This is a genomic window from Cryobacterium mannosilyticum (genome assembly GCF_004402705.1).
GTDB lineage: Bacteria > Actinomycetota > Actinomycetes > Actinomycetales > Microbacteriaceae > Cryobacterium > Cryobacterium mannosilyticum.
Window position 1 is genome coordinate 1 of the sequence record NZ_SOFM01000035.1, and the last position, 21,397, is coordinate 21,397.

15 protein-coding genes are annotated in these 21,397 nt (G+C 69.4%); 2 read left to right on the plus strand and 13 right to left on the minus strand.

The window, feature by feature from the left end; genetic code table 11:
* Positions 1–826: 826 nt before the first annotated feature.
* The 3 genes from E3O32_RS11390 to E3O32_RS11400 all read right to left on the minus strand — a co-directional run bounded on the left by E3O32_RS11390 (position 827) and on the right by E3O32_RS11400 (position 2,914).
* Entirely contained in the window at positions 827–1,210 is a 384-nt protein-coding gene (locus E3O32_RS11390; protein WP_134509596.1) for a bacitracin resistance protein, read from the minus strand.
* Positions 1,207–1,740 (minus strand): DNA polymerase III subunit gamma/tau, encoded by a 534-nt coding sequence (locus E3O32_RS11395; protein ID WP_134509597.1) that lies wholly within the window; start codon positions 1,738–1,740, stop codon positions 1,207–1,209. Before E3O32_RS11395 ends, E3O32_RS11390 begins: the two co-directional genes overlap by 4 nt.
* Positions 1,741–1,846: 106 nt before the next feature.
* Positions 1,847–2,914, minus strand: a complete 1,068-nt coding sequence (locus E3O32_RS11400) for a zinc-dependent alcohol dehydrogenase family protein (protein ID WP_134509598.1) — start codon at positions 2,912–2,914, stop codon at positions 1,847–1,849.
* A gap of 102 nt (positions 2,915–3,016) precedes the next feature.
* Here E3O32_RS11400 and E3O32_RS11405 point away from each other — a divergent pair, with 102 nt between their 5' ends.
* Entirely contained in the window at positions 3,017–3,946 is a 930-nt protein-coding gene (locus E3O32_RS11405; RefSeq protein WP_134509599.1) for an alpha/beta fold hydrolase, read from the plus strand.
* Between the two features lie 139 nt (positions 3,947–4,085).
* On the opposite strand, the gene E3O32_RS11410 is transcribed toward E3O32_RS11405, so the two are convergent.
* The 7 genes from E3O32_RS11410 to E3O32_RS11440 all read right to left on the minus strand — a co-directional run bounded on the left by E3O32_RS11410 (position 4,086) and on the right by E3O32_RS11440 (position 14,698).
* The gene (locus E3O32_RS11410; RefSeq protein ID WP_134509601.1) at positions 4,086–5,399 is read right to left on the minus strand and encodes an alkaline phosphatase family protein; all 1,314 of its coding nucleotides are present in this window, start codon (positions 5,397–5,399) and stop codon (positions 4,086–4,088) included.
* On the minus strand, positions 5,396–7,036 hold the full coding sequence (locus tag E3O32_RS11415) for an alkaline phosphatase D family protein (protein WP_134509602.1): 1,641 nt from the start codon (positions 7,034–7,036) through the stop codon (positions 5,396–5,398). The genes E3O32_RS11410 and E3O32_RS11415 overlap by 4 nt, the downstream gene beginning before the upstream one ends.
* Positions 7,037–7,302: 266 nt before the next feature.
* Entirely contained in the window at positions 7,303–8,331 is a 1,029-nt protein-coding gene (gene ilvC, locus E3O32_RS11420; protein ID WP_134509603.1) for a ketol-acid reductoisomerase, read from the minus strand.
* A 67-nt stretch (positions 8,332–8,398) separates the two neighbouring features.
* Positions 8,399–8,908: an acetolactate synthase small subunit gene (gene ilvN, locus E3O32_RS11425; RefSeq protein ID WP_174774800.1), complete on the minus strand. Its 510-nt coding sequence runs from the start codon at positions 8,906–8,908 to the stop codon at positions 8,399–8,401.
* Between the two features lie 2 nt (positions 8,909–8,910).
* Positions 8,911–10,731: an acetolactate synthase large subunit gene (locus tag E3O32_RS11430; RefSeq protein WP_134509604.1), complete on the minus strand. Its 1,821-nt coding sequence runs from the start codon at positions 10,729–10,731 to the stop codon at positions 8,911–8,913.
* Positions 10,732–10,768: 37 nt separating this feature from the next.
* Complete coding sequence (gene ilvD, locus E3O32_RS11435; protein ID WP_134509605.1) at positions 10,769–12,463, minus strand: dihydroxy-acid dehydratase; 1,695 nt, start codon at positions 12,461–12,463, stop codon at positions 10,769–10,771.
* Between the two features lie 45 nt (positions 12,464–12,508).
* Entirely contained in the window at positions 12,509–14,698 is a 2,190-nt protein-coding gene (locus tag E3O32_RS11440) for a bifunctional alpha,alpha-trehalose-phosphate synthase (UDP-forming)/trehalose-phosphatase (protein ID WP_420898110.1), read from the minus strand.
* 197 nt (positions 14,699–14,895) lie between these two features.
* Here E3O32_RS11440 and E3O32_RS11445 point away from each other — a divergent pair, with 197 nt between their 5' ends.
* Positions 14,896–15,753: a sugar phosphate isomerase/epimerase family protein gene (locus E3O32_RS11445; RefSeq protein WP_134509787.1), complete on the plus strand. Its 858-nt coding sequence runs from the start codon at positions 14,896–14,898 to the stop codon at positions 15,751–15,753.
* Positions 15,754–15,795: 42 nt separating this feature from the next.
* On the opposite strand, the gene E3O32_RS11450 is transcribed toward E3O32_RS11445, so the two are convergent.
* From E3O32_RS11450 to E3O32_RS11460, 3 genes are read right to left on the minus strand one after another with little or no spacing between them, the layout of a single operon-like run.
* Positions 15,796–17,715, minus strand: coding sequence for a YhgE/Pip family protein (locus E3O32_RS11450; protein ID WP_134509608.1), 1,920 nt, complete (start codon positions 17,713–17,715; stop codon positions 15,796–15,798).
* A complete protein-coding gene (locus E3O32_RS11455; protein WP_134509609.1) occupies positions 17,712–20,654 on the minus strand; it encodes an MMPL family transporter in 2,943 nt (980 codons plus the stop codon). Before E3O32_RS11455 ends, E3O32_RS11450 begins: the two co-directional genes overlap by 4 nt.
* 4 nt (positions 20,655–20,658) lie before the next feature.
* Positions 20,659–21,276 (minus strand): TetR/AcrR family transcriptional regulator, encoded by a 618-nt coding sequence (locus tag E3O32_RS11460; protein ID WP_134509610.1) that lies wholly within the window; start codon positions 21,274–21,276, stop codon positions 20,659–20,661.
* Positions 21,277–21,397: the final 121 nt, after the last annotated feature.

Sequence of the window (21,397 nt, forward strand, 5' to 3'; positions counted from 1 at the left end):
CACGGACCCCGACTCCCGCCTGATGCATACCCGAAACGGCTTCGTTCAGGCCTATAACGGGCAGGTAGCCACCGCGGATGACCAACTCATCATCGCCGTTGAAGCAGTCACGGACCCAAACGATCAGGGCCAACTCATCCCCATGATGGACCACGTCAAAGCCAATCTGGAACGCTGCCAGGCCGAAACACCCCGCACCGATCTCTCGGTCGGTGTCGTCGTGGCCGATAACGGCTACCTCTCCAACGAGAACGTCGAGGCGGACGGCTACGACCGGTTGCTCGCTCCCGGACGCGGCACGATGAAAGACGGCGTCTGGGTCGGCTCGATCGTCGGCCGGACGGGCGAGGCCATCTCCCGCTCAGCGGAAACCATGATCAACAAGCTCGCGGAGCCCGNGAATGCGTTCCTCAAAGACCGTCGCGGGCTTCGCCAATTCGCGTGCCGCGGACAGCAAGCAGCCAACGCCGAACTCCACTTCGCAGCCCTGACCACCAACCTCATGAAACTCTTCACCGCCGGGCTCACCGCGGCACCCACCATCACCTAGACCGGCCCAGCCGGGGCCCGGAACCACCGCGAGAACCGGCCATCCGAACGACCAACCGGCCATCACAGCGCCCGATCGCCCGCGCCGACACCAGCCCATCGACATCCGACATGGGACTGAGCGCTGGCCTCGGATCGCCAGCCTCCAATAATCAACAGGCTCAGGAACGCGCGCCCGCTTCCCCAACATGCGCCGCGACGGCATGGGGGCCGCCGCGCCGGGACTCGGGCGCGCGAACGGAAGCTCGCGCCGGGCGCGCGAAGTCCCCCCGGCAGGTCAGACGATGAGGCTGCCGAGGCCGAACATGAAGATGTCCGCGGAGAGCGCGGCGACCAGGCACAGGCCCACGAGCAGCAGGAGCGCCTGGACGCCGGCCGAGCGGGCGCGGCCGAACCGGATCGCGAGCGCGAAGACCGCGACGGGCAGCAGCACGCCGGCGATCAGGAGCCCCCAGCCGAATCCGCTCAGGGTGGTGTCGAGGCTCTGGGCTGCGAGGTTGAGTCCGACCAGGTTGCCGACACCCTCCCACGCGTCGTAGGCGTAGAACAGCCCGAAGACGATGGCGATGGTGAGGAAGAGCCAGCGCGGGGTGCCGCCCGGCGTGCCGCGTGGTGTGGCGACGACCTTGCCGGCACCCGGAGTTGCGTCGGTCGCGCTCATGAGATTCCCCCGGCGTTGATGATGAACGGCAGCGGCGCGAGCAGGACGACGCCCAGCAGCAGCAGACCGAGCCTGGCCCGAGGCCTGGTGCGGGTCAGCCAGAACGTCGCGCCGAACCAGACCGCGGGCGCTGCGACGGCGAGATAGAGTCCGAGCGAGAACATGAACTGCCCGACGGCGTCCGACAGCGGATTGTCGATCCGGGAGATGCCGATGAACCAGCCGATCGTGTAGAGCAGGTAGACCCCGCCGAACACGCCGAGGGCGATCAGGGCGAAGGAACTGGCCGGCGCGGCGGCCGCAGCGGCCGCTTCGGCGGCTTCCTGCGCCTCGACGGCGGATGCCGGCCCGGTGACGGTCCAGCCCTCGGGCGGCGGGGCCACGGGCGGTACGTCTGGCCCGTTCCCTGCGCCGTCCCCGCCGGTGTCCCCGGGGGCCGTTCCGGTGCCCGTCTGCAGGGTCGGGTCGTCGTCGCCGGCCCAGCCCAAGGCGTCGTCCCGGTTGTCGTCGCCGGAGTTTCCAGAAGTCATTTCTCCAGCGTACCGATCCGCCGAGTTTATCCCCGACTGCGCAACTGTTACCGACGCGGACGAATGTCGCCGGTACGCCGGCAACATTCGTCCGACCGGGGAACGGTTACGCCATCCGGCTCCGGCTGATCACGACTTTCAGCGCCTTGGTTTCCGCCGCGCGGGAGAACGTGTCGTACGCCTCGAGGACTTGGTCGAACCCGAACCGGTGGGTGGTCAGCGCCCCGGCGGGGATCTTGCCCCGGGCGACCAGTTTCAGCAGCATGGGGGTGCTGTTGGTGTTGACCAGACCCATACTGATGTTGATGTTCTGGATCCACAGGTCCTCCAGGTGCAGTTCGACGGGCTTGCCGTGCACGCCCACGTTGGCGACGTTGCCGCCGGGGCGCACGACGTCGACCGCCATCGTGAACGTCTCCGGGATGCCGACCGCCTCGATGGCGACGTCAACGCCCGCGCCGTCGGTCAACGCCAGCACCTGCTGCTTCCAGTCGTGGCTGCCGGAGACGACGGCATCCGTCGCCCCGAACAGGCGTGCCTGCTCGAGCCGGTTCTCGTCGGTGTCGATGGCGATGATCGTTCCGGCGCCGCAGAGCCCGGCCGTGGCGATGGCGGCGAGGCCGACCGGCCCGGCGCCGATCACGGCCACCACATCGCCCGGCTTGACCCGGCCGTACTGCACCCCGATCTCGAAGCCCGTCGGCAGGATGTCCGAGAGCATGACGGCCTCCTCGTCGCTGACGCCCGGAGGGATCCGGTGGAGGGAGTTCTCCGCGTACGGCACGCGCACGAACTCAGCCTGGGTGCCGTCGATCAGGTGGCCGAACACCCAGCCGATGCCGGACTGTCCTTCGTCGCCGAGGCAGTGCGAGTAGAGCCCGAGCTTGCAGTTGGCACAGTGCCCGCACGACTTGATGCAGGAGATGATGACCCGGTCGCCGACCGCGAGGCTGCTCACCGCGGAGCCCACGGCCGTAATCGTGCCGACGCCTTCATGGCCGAGGATCCGGCCGACCTGCACTGCCGGCACGTCGCCCTTCAGAATGTGCAGGTCCGTGCCGCAGATTGTCGTCGTTTCAACTCGCACGATGGCGTCGGTGGCATGCACGATCTCCGGATCCGGAACGTCCTGCCAGGTCTTCTTGCCCGGACCGCCATAAACCAGTGCCTTCACGGTGACTCCCCGATTCTCGATACTGACGTCGTTCCGGGCATCCGCCCGAACGCTGCTTAACGTACTCCCGGACCCGGCGCCGGGCGGGGATACGATCCATCCATGACGGATCCCGAGTCCCGAAATCCCTTCGCCCTGCCCGGGGCCGAGAAACCACGCGCCGGACGGTACGACATCAACGGATGCCGGCTGTACGCGGAGGTGCGCGGCACCGGTCCGGCGATCCTCATCATCGGTGCCTGCAGCGATGACGCGGAGATGTTCGCGCCAATCGCCGAACGGCTGAGCGGATTCACCGTCGTCACCTACGATTTGCGCGGCACCCTGCGCAGCAGCAGCGACGGCTGGCCCTGCGGCGGAGCGCAACATGCCGACGATGCCGCCGAGTTGATCCGAAGTCTCGGGCTGGGCGGCGCCCATGTCTTCGGCGCGAGCGCCGGAGGAATCGTGGCGCTGCAGCTGGCCCTCCGACACGCCGATCTCGTGCGTCGGGTGCTCGTGTTCGAGCCGGGCTACTTCCAGCATTCGGAGTCCGGACAAGCCCTCGCTGCCAGGGCAGGGGCGAACGTCGACCGACACCTCGCCGCGCATCCCGGCGATTTTGCCGGCGCCATGGCCGCGCTGTCCCAGGCCGTCCAGGTGGCCCGGTCCGGAGACGAGCAGGCGCCGGACACATCGGGGCTGCTCGATGCCCCGGAAGGACTCGAGTGGTACGCGGCGCGAGGCGCGGCCCTGGCCGAGAACTTCATCCGGGGCGATCTTCCGCTGACCGCCGAGACCGTCGACCCGGCCGCCCTCGCCGGCTCGGGCGCCGACATCCGCTTCGCCTGCGGCGACAGGTCTCATCCCGTGTTCCGGGGCATCGCCTCGGAGCTGGCCCGGATCCGCAGACGGCCAGGCTCGACCGATCCCGAACGGCCCGACCTGCTCGACGGCGTGGGCCACATGGTCTACTTCGCGCCGGAGCCGGTCGCCGCATACATCCGGGACCGCTGCGCCTGGCGCGCTTCTCCCCAGGACCAGCCGGGGTAAGGCCAGGCTCCTGCGGGTCGGCCCGCCCGAATTCGAACGCAACCGTTACCCATTCAGACAACTGTTGCCCGCGTGCCGGCCACTTTTGTCCGAATAGGAGACAGTTGCACGACACTCGTGGAAGCGGATGGGGAAAGGCTCAGACCGTGAAGGCGTCGGCCCGCGCCGTCCCGTCGTAGCCGCCCGCGGGTGCGGCCAGCCCGAACAGCGCCCCCACCGTTGGCGCCACATCGATCGTGCGGGCGGGCTGGGAGGACACCCCGGTGGAGACTCTCGGACTCCCGCCGGCCACGAAGAAGGGAATCGGTTCGGTGGCCGGATGCCCGTGGTTGCCCGGGATCGGATTCGACGCGATGTAGGGATCGGAGAACCGCCAGCCGGCCCGACAGAACGCGACCAGGTCCCCCGCCTCCGGACCCAGTCGCAGGTCGCCAGGGTCAGAAACGGACAGGACCCCGGGGTGCGCGGCGACGAGGCCGCGCACATCGGCCAGGCCGGCATCCCGAGCGCGGAGTGGCCCCGTCCAGGAGAGCAGGTCGGCCCCGCCGTTCTGGGCGATGGCGATCTGCTCGCGCAGGTCCGCACGGCCGGAGAGGATCTGATCGACGGAAATGACGTTCGATGGGATGGACCAGTCCATCGAATGGTCGGCGAGCACGATCAGCACGCTGCTCTGCCAGGTGCCCGCCGCGACGAGGTGGTCCACGAATCGGCCGACCTGGTTGTCGGTGTCGGCCAGGGCGGCGGTCCGGGCCGCCTGCAGGGTTGTGCCGGAGACGTCCGAGTGCCCGACGCGGTCAACGTCGCCGAGGTTCGTGAACACGAAGTCCGGATCGACGCCGTCGACCATGGCGATCAGCGCATCCATCGTGAACTTGTCCGGCGCGTGGCCGGTCACCGGGAGGAGCGGGGACGGCTCCCAGCGGTAGGTGGCGCGCTCGCCGAAGATGCCGAAGAGATAGCGCTTGCTGAGGACGGAGCCTGTCGAGAAGCCCTCATCCCTGAGCCTGTCCAGCAGGGTCGGGAATCGCAGGTCGGTCGGCCGGTCCAGGTCGCGCACGACGGCCTCGGCGCGGTCGTAGACCGAGTTGGCCGGCACCCCGGATCGGTCCGGGCGAACGCCGGTCATCATCATCACGTGGTTCGGGATGGTCTCCATGACCGGCAGGGAGCGGGCAGCGGGGAAGTTGGTCCCGGCGCCGCGGAGAGCCGCCAGGCGCGGGGTCAGTGCCGACGTGATCTCATCCGGCCTGCAGCCGTCGACGACCAGCACATAGACGCGGGTGCGTGGACCCGGCGCCGTCGCAGCGGCCGCGCGCGCGGGGGCGGGGAGCGCGGTCCCCGCCGCGACGGACAGTAGGACGGAGGCGCCACCGGCCGCGGCCAGTCTGAGGAACTGGCGGCGGTCGGCAGCCGGGAAGCCCGCGGGCGAAGGGGGCTGGGCGGCGTTCACAGGACGCGGCTGACGGCCTGGGTGCCCGCGGCGACCTGCCACGAGGTGGACAAAGTACTGGTCGCCGCGCGGTTGGTGCGCTCGGAGAGCACGTACCAGTCCATCCGCAGGGCGCCCGGCGTGACCTCGAGCACGGAGAACCCGTGCGAGTCGAAGTCCAGGTACTTCACGTGCGGATTCGCGCCCTTGAAGGCCTCCTCGACGGCGACGGATGACGTCCGTGGCGGCGTCCCCAGGATGTCGTCCAGATTGTCGCTGGTCACCGACGTGCAGACCAGTTCGGCGGCCACGGACGCGCCGTTCGACGGGTAGGTCAGCGGATCCGCCGGCACATCGCAGGCCCAGCCGGAGTGGATGTCCCCGGTGAGGAAGACCGCGTCCGTGATGGCGTTATCGCGGAGGTGGCTGATCACCCGGCTGCGGTCAGCCGTGTACCCGTCCCACTGGTCCACGTTGTAGGGGACGCCGTCGATCGTGGTGGTGCCCAGGAGCTGTTCGACCGCGCCGACTTCCTGCCCGCTGAGCGTGGAGGGGAAGCGCACCGGGGAGATCATGACGGGATTGCCGATGAGCTTCCACTGGGTGGCCGGCGAGGAGAAGCCGCCGAGCAGCCAGTCCATCTGCGCGTCACCGGTGAGGGTCCGGTCCGGGCTGCCGATCGCGGGGTCGACGACGCTGGACGCCTGCCGGCTTCGGTACGTGCGCAGGTCCAGCATGGAGATGCTGGCCAGGGTGCCGAACTCGAAACGCCGGTAGATGTGCCCGCCAGGCTCGAAGCGCACCGGCATCCACTCGGCGTACGCCTGCTTGGATGCGTCGCGCCGGGTCGCCCAGGCGCCTTCCGCACCTTCCGTGTGGTTCTCCGCCCCGCCCGACCAGGCGTCGTTGGCGAATTCGTGGTCGTCCCAGGTGACCACGAACGGAACCGCCGCGTGCAGGGCTTGCAGGTCGAGGTCGGTTTTGTACTGCGCGTGGCGGCGGCGGTAGTGCGACAGTGTGGTCATCTCGACCGCCGGATCATGCGGCCGCACGACGACGTCCCGCGCCTGGTACTCGCCGGGGGCATACTCGTACAGGTAGTCGCCGAGGTGCAGGACCACATCCAGGTCGCCGCGATCCGCGAGGTAACGATAGGCCGAGAAGTACCCGGCCTGCCAGTTGGCGCAGGAGACCACACCCATGCGCAGCCGGTCCACCGCGGCCCCGGCAGCGGGTGCCGTGCGTGTCCGACCCGTCGCCGACGTCACCCCGGATGCCGAGAACCGGTACCAGTACGCGGTGCCGGGCTTCAGCCCCCCTGGAATCACCTTGACCGTGTGGTCGCGAGCGGGTCCGGTCCGGACGGACCCGCGGGCCGCCATCCGCAGGAAGCCGGAGTCCTCGGCCACCTCCCAGCTCACGGTGACGTCGGGGCCAAGGCCCGAGCCCGGCGCCGCATCCGGCGTCGGGGTGATGCGCGTCCAGAGCAGCACGCTGCTCGGCAACGGGTCACCCGACGCAACACCGTGCCGGAATCCGGCCGTTGTGGTGGCAGCGGCGGCGTGGGCTGGCAGCGTGCCCGCCGTCGTCGCGGCGGCACCGGCAAATGCGATGACGCCGGCGGATCGCAGCAGGTCACGTCGATTGAAAGGGCTCATACCCCCAGTCTGGGGGTGCCTCATGGCCGCCCTCCGGGCTTTCGCGGCCCGTTCACCCGCTGTTCCCCCAAGGTTCGTCCGTCGTCCACGCCCCGCCGGGATTCCTCGGATGCACCCTGCGTCGCGGCGAGAAGTGGTCGGCCGGACCGACGCGGAGCAGGCCGGCAGCGGCGACGGCCACGAGGGCGAACGCGGACGGCGACACGGACGGCCTTGAAGGCCGACCCTGTCGCCGAGAAGTACCCTGTGGTTACCGCGCGGGTCGCTTAGCGCGCGGCTTCGCCGTCGACGTAGTCGTCGTCGGACGAGGCGTTCCACGCGAACAGCTTGCGCAGTTCACGGCCGGTGGCCTCGATCGGGTGCTCTTCGCCCTTCTTGCGCAGCGCGAGGAACTCGGGTGCGCCGGCGTCCTGGTCCTTGATGAACCGGTCGGCGAACGCGCCGCTCTGGATGTCGGCGAGAACGGCCTTCATGTTCTCCTTGACGTGCGGGTCGATCACGCGCGGGCCGGAGACGTAGTCGCCGTACTCGGCGGTGTCGGAGACGCTCCAGCGCTGCTTGGCGATGCCGCCCTCCCACATCAGGTCGACGATGAGCTTGAGCTCGTGCAGCACCTCGAAGTAGGCGACCTGCGGCTGGTAGCCGGCCTCGGTGAGAACCTCGAAGCCGTACTGGATCAGCTGCGACGCGCCGCCGCAGAGCACGGCCTGCTCGCCGAACAGGTCGGTTTCGGTCTCTTCGGTGAAGGTGGTCTTGATGCCGGCGGCGCGGAGCCCGCCGATCGCCTTCGCGTAGCTGAGGGTGAGCGGCCAGGCCGCACCCGAGGCATCCTTCTCGACGGCGACGATGACGGGAACGCCACGGCCGGCCTCGTACTCGCGGCGCACGGTGTGGCCCGGTCCCTTGGGGGCGACCATGACGACGTCGACGCCCGCCGGGGGCGTGATGTAACCGAAGCGGATGTTGAAGCCGTGACCGAAGACGAGGGCCTTGCCCTCGGCGAGGTTGGGTTCGATGTCGTCGGTGAACAGGTGGCGCTGCACCTGGTCGGGGGCGAGGACGACGATCACGTCGGCCCACTGGGAGGCCTCCGCGGCACTGAGCACCGTGAAGCCGGCCTCTTCGGCCTTGGCCTTCGACTTCGAGCCTTCCTTGAGGCCGATGACGACCTTGACACCCGAGTCGCGGAGGTTCTGGGCGTGGGCGTGACCCTGGGAGCCGTAGCCGATGACAGCCACCTTCTTGCCCTGGATGATCGAGAGGTCAGCGTCTTTGTCGTAGTAAATCTCAGACACGAGTAAATGTTCTCCTTGTTGTTGTCGGTGGTCGAGCTTGCCGAGATCCCCAGGATCTCCGGTGTGGTTAGTTTTTGTAGACGCGCTCGGTGATCGATTTCGACCCGCGGCCGATGGCGACCAGACCCGATTGCGCGATCTCCTTGATCCCGTAGGGTTCGAGCACCCGCAGCAGCGCCTGGGTCTTCCCGGAGTCGCCGGTGACCTCGATCACCACCGCATCGATTCCGACGTCGACGACACGGGCCCGGAACAGGGTGACCGCCTCGAGCACCTGGGACCTGGTCGTGTTGTCGGCGCGCACCTTGACCAGCAGGTGTTCGCGCTGCACGGACTGCGACGGGTCGAGTTCGACGATCTTGATCACGTTGATCAGCTTGTTCAGCTGCTTCGTGACCTGCTCGAGCGGGAGGTCTTCGACGTCGACGAGGATCGTGATCCGGGAGAGGCCTTCGATCTCGGTACGACCGACGGCGAGGCTCTCGATGTTGAATCCGCGGCGGGCGAAGAGGCCGGCGACGCGCGTCAGCAGGCCCGGCTTGTCCTCGACGAGGAGGCTGAGAACGTGGGAGCTCATGGTTATTCCTCTCCCCAGGTCGGTGCATGGTCTTTGGCGTATTGCACGTAACTGTTGCTGACGCCCTGCGGCACCATCGGCCAGACCATCGCGTCGCGGCTGACGATGAAGTCGATCACGACCGGCCGGTCGTTCGTCGCGAGGGCGAGCTTGATCGCGTCGTCGACCTGGTCGGCGCTGGTGACGCGGATGCCCAGGGCACCGTACGCCTCGGCCAGCTTCACGAAGTCGGGCACCATCGCCGAGCCGTGGCCCGTGTTCAGGTCGGTGAAGGAGTGGCGTCCGTCGTAGAACAGGGTCTGCCACTGGCGCACCATGCCGAGCGACGAGTTGTTGATGATCGCCACCTTGATCGGGATGTTGTTGATCGTGCAGGTGGCCAGTTCCTGGTTGGTCATCTGGAAGCATCCGTCGCCGTCGATCGACCAGACGACCCGGTCGGGTTCGGCGACCTTGGCGCCCATCGCGGCGGGCACGGAGTACCCCATGGTTCCCGCGCCGCCCGAGTTGAGCCAGGAGTTGGGCCGTTCGTACTTGATGTACTGGGCCGCCCACATCTGGTGCTGGCCGACGCCGGCGGCGTAGACGCCCTCGGGGCCGGTGAGCTCGCCGATCCGCTTGATCACGTACTGCGGGGCGAGCAGGCCGTCGGTCGGCTCGGAGTAGCCGAGCGGGAACTCCTCGCGCAGGCCGTTGAGGTAGGTCCACCAGACGCTGATGTCGGGGGTCGTCGTCTTGACGGAGGTCGCGTAGGCGACGGTGAGGTCGGCGATCACGTCCTTGGCGTCGCCGACGATCGGCACGTCAGCGGTGCGGATCTTGGAGATCTCGGCCGGGTCGACGTCGACGTGCACGATGGTGGCGTGCGGCGCGAACTCGGACACCTTGCCGGTCACCCGGTCGTCGAAGCGGGCGCCGAGGGCGATGATCAGGTCGGCCTCCTGCAGGGCGAGCACCGCGGAGACCGTGCCGTGCATCCCCGGCATGCCCAGGTGCTGCTCGTGCGAGTCGGGGAAGGCGCCGCGGGCCATCAGCGTGGTGACGACGGGCGTGCCGGTGAGCTCGGCGAAGGCGAGGAGTTCCTCGGACGCGCGGGCGCGGATGACGCCGCCGCCGACGTAGAGCACCGGCTTGCGGGATTCGGCGAGCAGCTGGGCGGCCGCCTGCACCTGCTTGCCGTGGGCCTTGGTGATCGGCCGGTAGCCGGGCAGGTCCAGCTTGGGCGGCCAGATGAACGGGGCCTTGTTCTGCTGGGCGTCCTTCGTGATGTCCACGAGCACCGGGCCGGGCCGGCCGGTCGACGCGATCAGGTGCGCGGAGGCGATGGCGGCGGGGATGTCCTCCGGCCGCTTGACGAGGAAGGAATGCTTGGTGATCGGCATGGTGATGCCGACGATGTCGGCCTCCTGGAAGGCATCCGTGCCCATCAGGGTGGAGAAGACCTGGCCGGTGATGCAGACGATCGGCACCGAGTCCATGTAGGCGTCCGCGATCGCAGTGACGAGGTTGGTGGCGCCGGGGCCGCTGGTGGCGATGGCGACGCCGACGCGGTTGCTCGCCGAGGCGTAGCCCTCGGCGGCGTGGCCGGCTCCCTGCTCGTGGCGCACCAGGATGTGCCGGATGGCGTCCTGGGTCATCAGCTCGTCGTAGAGCGGGATGACGGCGCCGCCCGGGAGGCCGAAGACGTCGGTGACGCCGAGCAGCTCGAGGCTGCGGATGATGGCCCCTGAGCCGGTGAGGATCTCCGGCTCGACGCCGGCGCCGGACAGGCCGGGCGCGGCGGGCGAGGGTGATGGCGATGGCACGGGTGAATCCGCGGTCATGAGATCAAGTCCCTAGTTCGTTGACGAATGGTGAGCGCTAGCCGGTCACGGCGCCGACGGCCGCTGACTGGACGAGCTTCGAGTACTTCGCGAGTACTCCCCGGGTATAGCGCGGTGGGAGTGGAGCCCAGCCGATGCGCCGTGCAGCCAGCTCTTCAGGGTCGACCAGTAGGTCGAGCGTGCGAGCTGCGATATCGACCCGTATGAGATCACCATCGCGCACGAAGGCGATGGGACCTGCGTCCACCGCTTCGGGTGCTATGTGGCCGATACACAGTCCGGTTGTGCCGCCTGAGAATCTGCCGTCCGTTAACAGTAGTACATCGGCGCCGAGCCCTGCGCCCTTGATGGCCGCGGTGATCGAGAGCATCTCACGCATGCCGGGGCCGCCCTTCGGACCCTCGTAACGGATGATGACGACGTCGCCCTTCGCGATCCCGCCGACGGTGAGCGCGTCCATTGCGGCCCGTTCCCGTTCGAACACGCGGGCCGGGCCGACGAAGACGTCACTGTCGAAGCCGGCGGTCTTCACGACGGCCCCCTCCGGCGCCATCGAGCCCTTGAGGATGGTGATGCCGCCGCTGGCGTGGATCGGGTTGTCGAGCGTGCGGAGCACCTCGCCGTCGAGGTCGGGCGGGTCAATCTCGGCGAGGTTCTCGGCGACCGTCTTGCCGGTCACGGTGAGCGCGTCGCCGTGGATCAGGCCGGCTTCGAGGAGCGCCCGCATCACCACGGGCACGCCGCCCTGACGGTCGACGTCGTTCATGACGTATTTGCCGAACGGCTTGAGGTCGCCGATGTGCGGCACGGTGTCGCCGATCCGGTTGAAGTCGTCCAGGCTGAGCTCGACCTCGGCCTCGTTCGCGATGGCGAGCAGGTGCAGCACGACGTTGGTCGACCCGCCGAAGGCCATCGCCACGGCGATCGCGTTCTCGAACGCCTTGCGGGTGAGGATGTCCCTGGCCGTGATGCCCAGGCGCAGCAGGTTGACCACGGCCTCTCCGGAGCGGTGCGCGTAGTAGTCGCGGCGGCGGTCGGCCGAGGCCGGCGAGGCCGAGCCGGGCAGGCTCATGCCGAGGGCCTCCGCGACGCTGGCCATGGTGTTGGCGGTGTACATGCCGCCGCAGGCACCCTCGCCGGGGGCGAACGCGCACTCGATCCGCTTGGCGTCGGCCTCGGTCATCCGGCCGGCCTTCACCGCGCCGACGGCCTCGAACGAGTCGATGATGGTGATGTCCTTCTCGGTGCCGTCCGAGAGCTTGACCCAGCCCGGTGCGATCGAACCGGCATAGAGGAACACGCTGGCGAGGTCGAGGCGGGCGGCGGCCATCAGCATCCCGGGCAGGGACTTGTCGCAGCCGGCGAGGAGGACGGAACCGTCGAGTCGCTCAGCCTGCATGACGACCTCGACGGAGTCGGCGATGACCTCGCGGGAGACGAGGGAGAAGTGCATGCCCTCATGGCCCATCGAGATGCCGTCGGAGACGGAGATGGTGCCGAACTGCAGCGGGTAGCCGCCTCCGGAGTGCACGCCTTCCTTGGCGGCCTGGGCGAGGCGGTCAAGGGACAGGTTGCAGGGGGTGATCTCGTTCCAGGAACTGGCGATCCCGATCTGGGGTTTCTCCCAGTCGGCATCTCCCATTCCGACGGCGCGAAGCATGCCCCGCGAGGTGGTGGCTTCGATTCCGTCGGTGACGTCGCGGCTGCGCGGTTTCAGATCATACTCAGGCATGCACTGAGTCTAGAACGTCGCCGGGCCCCGAACGTCGGCCGGCCCTCAGGCTCCCGGCTGGGGCGGAGTCTCCGCGGCCGCGTCCCGGAAATCGGCGATCATTCCCAGCACGAGGGGCACCTCCTCCGGGCCGTGAACCCGGTAGCCGGCGAGGGATGCGCCCGCGCCGATCTTCAGGCCGAGGTCACCCTCCCCCAGCACCGCGAAGGCGTCCTCGTCGGTCAGGTCGTCCCCGGCGTAGAAGACGTGGTCGGCGCCGGTGTGCCGGCGGAGGCGCTCGAGGGCGTCGCCCTTGGTGCTGGCACGAACGGCGAATTCGAGCACGTTCTTGCCTTCGCGCACGGTCAGGCCCGGCAGAAGCACGCTGAGCTGCTCGCGGGCCTGCTTCTGCGCCGACTGGGCGGCCTGCGGGGTGGCGAGCCGGGTGTGCAGGGCGAGGCCGGCGGGTTTCCGTTCGATCCAGGTTCCGGCGACACCGCCGGAGATGCGCTCGAGCACCTGGGCCAGGGTGTCCAGCTGCTCGAGTTCGGCGGAGACGAGGTCCAGCTCGATCTCCGGGGTGTCCAGCTGCACCTCGATGCCGTGCGAGCCGGTCAGCAGCACGTCGCTCTGCGGCTGCGACACGTGCTGGAGGCTGACCAGTGCCCGGCCGGACACGAAGGCGACGCGCACGCCGTCCTGGTCGAGCAGGCGCTGCACGGCGTCGCGGGTGCCGTCGACGGCTCTGGCGTCCTCCGGGTTGTCCACGTGCGGGGCCAGGGTCCCGTCGAAGTCCAGGGCGACGAGCAGGGTCCCGGTGCTGGTGACGTCCCGGAGGGCGGCGGCGAGGGGATCGGGGATGCCGGGGCGCACAGCTGCTCCTTCGGTGAGGGTGCGGAGGAAAGAGGCGGACCAGGCGGCCACGTCGTTGTCGAAGACCTTGCGGCGCAGGGCGCGCATCCGTCGCAGGCGTTCCTGCCGCGGCATGGCGATGGCTCGGAGGATTGCCGCCTTCAGCCCGTCGATGTCGTGCGGGTTGATCAGCACGGCCTGCTTGAGCTCGTCCGCCGCGCCGGCGAACTCGCTGAGCACCAGGACGCCGTCGCGGTCGAACCGCACGGCGACGTATTCCTTGGCGACGAGGTTCATCCCGTCGCGGAGGGCGGTCACGAGCATCACGTCGGCGGCCAGATAGAGGGCTACCATCTCCTCGCGCGGGTAGCCGTGGTGGTGGTAGCTGATCGCGGTGTGGCTGATCGTCGAATAGTCGCCGTTGAGGCGGCCGACCGCGAGTTCGATCTCGTCCCTGAGGGCGATGTACGGTCCGACGCGCTCCCGGGACGGGCTCGCGACCTGCACCAGGGTGACGTCCTCCACGCTCACGCTGCCGTCCTCGAGGAGTTCGCCGAACGCCTTGATCCGGTGCAGGATGCCCTTGGTGTAGTCGAGCCGGTCGACGCCGAGCAGGATCGTCTTCGGATTGCCGAGGTCCTCCCGGATCTGCCGGGCCCGCTCCTGCACCTCGGGCCGCCTGGCCAGTTCCTCGTACGACCGGGCGTCGATCGAGATGGGGAAGTGCTTGGCGATGACGCGGCGATGCACCCCGTTGTGGCCGGGCACGTCGATGGCGACCCCGCGGGTCGGGTAGCCGTAGAGGCGGCGGACCGCCCGGGAGAAGTTGCCGGCGTCGGCCGCCCGCTGGAAGCCGATCAGGTCGGCGCCGAGGAGGCCGTCGAGGATCTGCTTGCGCCAGGGCAGCTGGGCGTAGATTCCGTCCGGCGGGAACGGGATGTGGTTGAAGAAACCGATCACGAGGTCGGGGCGGGCCTCGCGCAGCATCCGCGGCACAAGCTGAAGCTGGTAGTCGTGCACCCAGACGGTCGCGCCGGGCGACGCCGCGGCCGCGGCCTCCTCGGCGAAACGCCGGTTGACCCGCACGTAGGCCTCCCACCATTCGCGGTGGAAGCTCGGCGGGGCGATCACGTCGTGATAGAGCGGCCAGATCGTGTCGTTGGAGAAACCCTCGTAGTAGTCCTCCAGGTCCGCCGCGCTCAGCCGCACCGGAGCGATGGAGATTCCGTCGTTGACGAAGGGGCCGAAGGTGCGGTCGGCGACTCCCGGCCAGCCCACCCAGACCCCGTCCGAGGAACGCATCAGCGGCTCGAGCGCGGTGACCAGACCGCCGGGCGAAGTGCGCCAGCTTTCCGTCCCGTCGTCGGCAACCTCGAAATCGACCGGCAAGCGGTTCGACACCACCACGAGCGAGTAGGTCTGTGCCGAACCGGCGGACTGGGGGGACTCGGCTGCTGGCGAGATGGTCTCTTCCGTTCCGGCGAGCGCCTCGCGCGATCACCTTGCTGGTTCTGCAAGGCTATCAGCCGGTCCACAAGCCCGGCCGGAACAATGGGCGTCGCACCCCCAACGGTTAAGGAACGATGACTATGCTGACGCCAATGATCCGCATCGGCATGAGCACGACGTGCGCCTATCCTCTCCCCACCGAGCAGTCGTTCCGGCTCGCCAAGCTGGCCGGCTACGACGGGATCGAGATCATGGTGACCCGTGACGAGGTCACCCAGGACGCCGCGGCGCTGCGCGCGCTGTCCGAGAAGTACCACCTGCCGATCCTGTCGATCCACGCGCCCGTCCTGTTGCTGACGCACTTCGTCTGGGGCCGTGACCCTCGGGTGAAGCTCGAGCGTTCGGCCGAGCTGGCCAGGGCTGTGGGAGCATCCACCGTCGTGGTGCACCCGCCGTTCCGCTGGCAGGCCGAATACGCGGTGGACTTCCTCGCGATCGTGCGTGAGATCAGCGCCCAGACCGGGATCGAGATCGCGGTCGAGAACATGTTCCCCTGGAAGTTCGGCGGCCGCAGCGTGAAGGCGTACTCCCCCGGCTGGGACCCGACCGTGATGGACTGCGATGCGGCCACCCTGGACTTCTCGCATTGCGCGCTGAGCGGGCACGACAGCCTGGCCATGGCCACCTCGCTCGGCGACCGGCTCCGGCATGTTCACCTCTGCGACGGCTCAGGCTCTCTGGACGAAGGCAAGGTCTTCGACGAGCACCTGCTGCCCGGCCGGGGCAGCGAACCCGTCGCCGAGGTCCTCGGCATGCTCGCGAAGGCGCGCTGGGACGGCCAGGTCGTCGCCGAGGTGAACACCCGCAAGTGCAAGACCGAGGAGGAGCGGCTGGCCCTGCTCGTGGAGACCCTCGCCTTCGCCCGGCTGCACACGCTGCAGGCCCGCCCCCGGCGCTTTCCGCGGTCCCGTCGCGCCCTCGAGGCGCTGCTGCCGGGCCGCCACCACTAGACCGGCCAGGTCGGACCGGCCAGGTCGTACCGGCCAACAGCCTTACCCGCGGGCCAGGGACACTCCGAACGAGCGCGCCCCGCGCCGCCGGGCGACGGTCCAGAGCGAGAAAAGCACAGCGGACAGCGCGAACAGGGCCAGGAAGGCAGCGGGGGCCGTCGCATTCGCGCCGTCGCCCGCGGTGATGGCCTGCATCCCCTTGACCGCCCAGGTCAACGGCAGGAACGGGCTCACCAGCTGGAACGGTTTCGCCACCAGTTCGATCGGGTAGAGGCCGCCGACCGCGGTGATCTGCAGCGCGAGCAGGACCAGGGAAGCCACTATCCCGACGCGGCCGAAGGCGGTGACGAGGAAGTGGTGCACGGCGACGAAGACGAACGCGAGGAAGACCGCGAAGGCCAGGGTCGACGGCAGCAACAGCCAGGACACCCCGAGCGCATTGTGCAACAGGGCCACGACCACGACGGCCTGCGCCGCCGCGACCAGGAAGGCCCGGCCGAGGGTGCGCCCGACCAGGCGGCCGGTCCCGGCGGTGGAGGCCAGGGCCGTCGCGGAGAGCGGCCTCAGCACCAGGAAGATCGCCAGCGCACCGATCCACAGGCCGACCGGCACGAAGACCATGCCTATGATCGGCCCGATCGAATCCACCGGGTTGTCACGGGTGCTGACGATGGCGACCGGTTCGGACACGACGGCGGCGGTCTGCTGAGGGTCGGTCTCGCTCAGCCTGGAGGCACTGGCCGCGCCGTCCTTGAGTCCTGCCGCGAGTTCGCCGGCTCCGGATTCGAGCTGGTGGGCGCCGGATGCCGCGGCCGCGGTTCCCCCGGAGAGCCCCGCGACACCATCGGAGAGCCCCGAGATCCCGGTGGCGAGGTCGCTCGCCCCCGTGCGCAGCGGTGCCGATCCGGCGGCAAGGCGGGATGCGCCCGCGGCGCTCTGGGTGATGCCGTCCTGCACCCCGCTGAGCGCGGTCGTGGTCTGGCCGCTGAGCGCGTTCCCCTGCCCGGCCAGGGTGTCCAGAACGTCCTGGTAGCCGGCCAGGGACTGGGCGTAGGGCGCATTCGTGGGGTTGGCGAGCAGGGCTGCGGTCAGCGAGCCGAAGCCGGCCGCGGCGCTGCCGACTCCCCCGGTGTACTGCGCCCAGCCGTCGCTGAGCCGGCTGAGCCCGGCCGCGCCGGAGCCGAGGCCGGCCAGGCCGGAGCTCAAGGCGTCGACCCCGCCCGTGTATCCCGCGACACCGGAGGAAAGAGCGGCGGCGCCCGATGCCGCGGAGGCCGCCCCGGATGCCGCGGAGGCCGCCCCGGAGGCCAGGCTGTCGAGGCCGGTGGCGACGCCGATCACCCCGGAGGAAACCTGGGCGGCGCCGTCGGACGCCTGGGTGAGGGATTCGCCCAACCCGGACAGGTTCGAGTAGAGGGCACTGAGGTACTGCGCCGTGATCTCGCGGCCGAACACCCCCGTCATCGCGGTGCCCACCGACTGCGCGACCGAACCGGCCAGGTAGGAGTGGGCATCGTCGGTACGGATGCCGAGGTCGGCCCGGGTGGGAGCCTTCCCGCCGAGCGAGGTGACCGAGGCGGAGAAGTCGGCCGGGATGGTGAGCACGGCGTAGGCCTGCCCCGCGGCGAGCGCGGCGGCGGCATCCGTCGAGTTGGAGATCGCCCAGGCGAAGCCGGTGGACGGCGAGCCGGCCTTCGCCGGTCTGGTCAGTTCGGTGACGAGCTGGCGCCCGGCGAGCACCTTCTGTTGCGAGCCGTCGGGCAGGGTGGTCGTGACGAACGTGTCGTTGTTGACGACGAGCGCCGGCAGGGTGTCGACCCGCTGGTCGGCGCTTGCGAGCGCGCCGGCGAAGAGGCCGGCGACGGCGAGGGGCACCACGATCAGGCCGGCCAGCAGCGCGGTGAGGGCCCACCGTCGCTGCCCTGGCGTGCGGCTGAACAGTCGATCAAGCCTCGTGCTCATCGCTGGAGGGCCTTTCTGTCGAGGGCGGAGTCTCTGTCGAGAGCGGCGTCGTCTTCCACGGCGTCAAGGGTGATCTCCTGCACGGCTCTCGCACCGTATTCGGGAGCTCGGGAGGCGACGGAACCGAACCCGGAATCCGATCCTGAGCCGAGGATGATCGTGGTGGCGGCCGGGGCCAGTGCCGCCAGGATGACGACGAGGTCCCGGCCCCCCGGATCGATGGGGAGCCCGTCACCGAGGTCGACGAAGACGACGCGGGGGCGTTCTGCGAGCGCCGCCGCGACCAGCACAACGGCCCGGTCGATGGCCGGCAGGGTGGCCATGGGCGTGGCCGCCGTGATCGGGCGCCTGCCGGACGGTTGCGGGAGGGCGATCTCCAGACGGCCCAGCCAGACGGTGAGCTCAGCGCGGCGCCTGGCGGTTCGGTGCCAAGGGTGGGCGAGGTCGAGTCGTTCGGCCAGCACTTCGCCGACGGTGAGCCCGGTGTCGTGCCGGCCGCCTATCTCGGCGAGGGCGACGGTGCGCATGACCGTGCTCCGCTCGCTGGGAAGCGGCGCTCCGCACACCTGGAGTCGCCCTGAGACGAGGTCGAGGCGCCCTGCGAGGGTCGCGGCGAGCACGCGGCGACGGGTCGCGCCGGCCGTGACGAACACCACGGAGCCCGCGGCCACCGTGAGGTCGAGCGGCCCGAGCCGGCTTTCCGGAACGCCGAGCACGGCGGCCTCCGCTGTGATCGCGGCATCCTGGGCCTGGGCCCACACACTGTCGTCGAGGTGCCGGCGCAGGCCGACGCCCTCGATGTCGACGTCGGGCAGGAGCCGGTCGAGGGGGCGCGGCAGCCACCACGCCCAGCGGCCGGCGAGCGCCATCGCGGCCGGAACCAGGGTCATCCGCACGAGGAAGGCGTCGAGGAACACGCCGATGGCCAGGGCGAAGGCGATGCCCTTGATCGCGCCGGTTCCGTCCGGCACGAAGGCGAAGAAGACGAAGAACATGATCAGCGCGGCCGCCGTGACGACCCGGGCGGCGTGCGAGAAGCCGTGCACGATGGCGTCGTGGGGGCGGCCGCTGGCGACGAATTCCTCGCGCATTCCGGAGACGAGGAAGACCTCGTAGTCCATGGCGAGACCGAACAGCACGGCCATCAGGAGGATCGGCAGGAAGCTCAGGATCGGTCCGGGGTGGGCGACGCCGAGCAGGTCGGCGAACCAACCCCACTGGAAGATCGCGACGGTGGCGCCGATCGACGCGAACACGGAGAGCAGGAAGCCGAGGGCGGCCTTGACCGGCACGAAGATCGAACGGAAGACCATGGTGAGCAGGAGGATCGACAGCCCGACGACGATCAACGCGAACGGGATCAACGCGTTGCCGAGCCGGTTGGAGATATCGATCGAGACGGCCGTCGCGCCGGTCACCGCGATGGGGGTGCCCAGGGACGCGTCGATCTCGGGTGCGAGGGCACGAATGGACTGAACGAGGTCCTTCGTTTCCGGGGCGTTCGGGGCGCTGCCGGGCATGACCTGGATGATGGCGGTGTCGACCGTCGGGTTCGGCGTTCCCTTACTGACGAAGGCGACGTCGGGCAGGGCGCGCAGGCGCGCTCCGATGGTGTCGAGGTCGGCGAAGATATTCGTCGTCTGGGTGATGTCGACGACCACGATCAGCGGGCCGTTGTAGCCGGGCCCGAAGCCGTCGGCGATCAGGGTGTAGGCCTTGTTTTGGGTGGACGCGGCCGGTTCGGAGGCGCCGTCGGGCAGGTTGAGGTCGAGGCTGAGGGCCGGAATGGCCAGGGTGCCGAGGATCCCGACGACGACGAGCACCACGAGCGCGGGCGCTTTGAGCACGACGCCGACCCAGAGCCGGCCGAGGGTGGGCCGGCCGGTGTCGGGCATCATCGCCCGGCGGTGCGCCCGGCCGCCGGGTTTCGGGGCGAGCCTCGCCCCGGACAGGCCGAGGATCGCCGGCAGGAGGGTGATCGCGACCCCGATCGACACGAGGACAGCGAATGCCGCGGCCACCCCCATCACGCTCAGGAACGGGATCCCGACGACGAGCAGCCCGAGCAGGGCGATGATGACGGTCAGCCCGGCGAACACGACGGCACTGCCCGCCGTGGCCACGGCCGTCGCGGCGGACTCGTGCGGGTCGGTGCCACGCGCCAGTTGGGTGCGATGCCTGGACAGGATGAACAGGGAGTAGTCGATGCCGACGGCGAGGCCGAGCATGAGGGCCAGCATGGGGGCGGTGCTGGAGACAGGCACGAATGCGGAGATCGCGGTGATGCCGCCGATTGCCACCCCGACACCGATCAGGGCCATCAGCAGCGGCATCCCGGCGGAGATGAGCGAGCCGAAGGTGACGAGCAGCACGACCCCGGCGAAGAGCAGGCCGAAGACCTCGGTGATGGTGATGCCGAACGTGTTGTCCTGGAACACCTGGCCGCCGAACGCCACCCGGAGGCCCGCGTCCCGGCCGATGGACGCGGTCGCGGTCAGCCCGTCGAGAGTGGCCTGGGTGACCGTGGTCGACGGCCCGCTGAGCTGCGCCTGGCTGAACGCGGTCGATTCATCCTTCGAGATCGCGCCGGAGGCGTACTCGGAGAACGGGGTGATCACTGCGTCGACGCCGGGCACATCACCGAGAGCGGTGGCCATCTCCTCGATGGCGGCCCGGTAAGCGGGAGCGGTGACGGATGCCCCGTCCGGCGCCCGGTAGACGACCTGAACCTGGGCGCCCGCAGCGGCCGGGAACACCTCCGCGAGCTTGTCGATGGTGTCCTGCGATTCAGTGCCGGGGATCGCGTAGGACTCCTGGCTGTGGCCGCCGAGGGCGAAGCCGCCGCCGAGGATCCCGGCCAGGAGGAGAACCCAGATGCCGAGCACGAGCCAGGCGCGGCGATAGGCGAAATGTCCGATGCGGTAGAGCAGGGTGGCCATGGTGCTACTTCCGGGACTGGGACGTGTGGACGGCGACGGGGGCGAGGAGCTCGGTGATCACGACGGAGAGCGCCTGGCGGATCTCGTCCGCCGGGGCGATGTCCTTGTCGAGGAAGGTCATCCCCGCGACCAGGGTGTACGCGGCGCCGCCGAGGGCGATACCGAAACGGATGCGGTCTTCCGTGCTGGCACCGTCGTGGCAGAGGGTGTCGGAGAGGCGAACGATCAGCGCGCCCGCCCGGTCGATGACGGGGATGCCGCGAAGGGACTGGGCCTGGTTGATGAAGGTGTGCAGCTCGAGCCGGAACTCGAGCAGGAAGTCGATGAAATCGTCGACGAACCGCCGCCGCGACGCCGTGCCGTCGGGGGCACCGACGTACCGGTTGAGGATGACCTCGAGCCGGTCGATCGCGGGAGTGAGGACCTCCCCCAGCAACGCCTCCTTCGAGGCGAAGTGGTACAGCACGCTCGATTTCGAATAGCCGGCGGCGTCGGCGATCTGCTGCAGCGACGTGCCGGCGAAGCCGATCGACGCGAACTGGGCGAGCGCGGTGGCCCGCAGCTCGTCGCCGGTGCTCGGTCGGGTGAGCGCGGGATGAGTCGGGGAAGGTTCTGGAGGCACCCGTTCACATTACTTGACCGATCGGTCAGGTTCTGCACGATCGGTCAGCGATCGAGGCAACACGCGGGTAACCCGGAGGGAGCGCGAGCCGGCCCGGCCCAGTAGCGTAGAAGGCAGGAGG

Bases quoted from the DNA above. Each gene is read 5' to 3' on its own strand.
- E3O32_RS11415 (WP_134509602.1), bottom strand. From the start codon at position 7,036: ATGAGCCCTTTCAATCGACGTGACCTGCTGCGATCCGCCGGCGTCATC.
- E3O32_RS11445 (WP_134509787.1), top strand. From the start codon at position 14,896: ATGATCCGCATCGGCATGAGCACGACGTGCGCCTATCCTCTCCCCACC.
- ilvN (WP_174774800.1), bottom strand. From the start codon at position 8,908: ATGAGCTCCCACGTTCTCAGCCTCCTCGTCGAGGACAAGCCGGGCCTG.
- E3O32_RS11390 (WP_134509596.1), bottom strand. From the start codon at position 1,210: ATGAGCGCGACCGACGCAACTCCGGGTGCCGGCAAGGTCGTCGCCACA.
- E3O32_RS11450 (WP_134509608.1), bottom strand. From the start codon at position 17,715: ATGAGCACGAGGCTTGATCGACTGTTCAGCCGCACGCCAGGGCAGCGA.
- E3O32_RS11430 (WP_134509604.1), bottom strand. From the start codon at position 10,731: ATGACCGCGGATTCACCCGTGCCATCGCCATCACCCTCGCCCGCCGCG.
- ilvD (WP_134509605.1), bottom strand. From the start codon at position 12,463: ATGCCTGAGTATGATCTGAAACCGCGCAGCCGCGACGTCACCGACGGA.
- E3O32_RS11455 (WP_134509609.1), bottom strand. From the start codon at position 20,654: ATGGCCACCCTGCTCTACCGCATCGGACATTTCGCCTATCGCCGCGCC.
- E3O32_RS11405 (WP_134509599.1), top strand. From the start codon at position 3,017: ATGACGGATCCCGAGTCCCGAAATCCCTTCGCCCTGCCCGGGGCCGAG.
- E3O32_RS11395 (WP_134509597.1), bottom strand. From the start codon at position 1,740: ATGACTTCTGGAAACTCCGGCGACGACAACCGGGACGACGCCTTGGGC.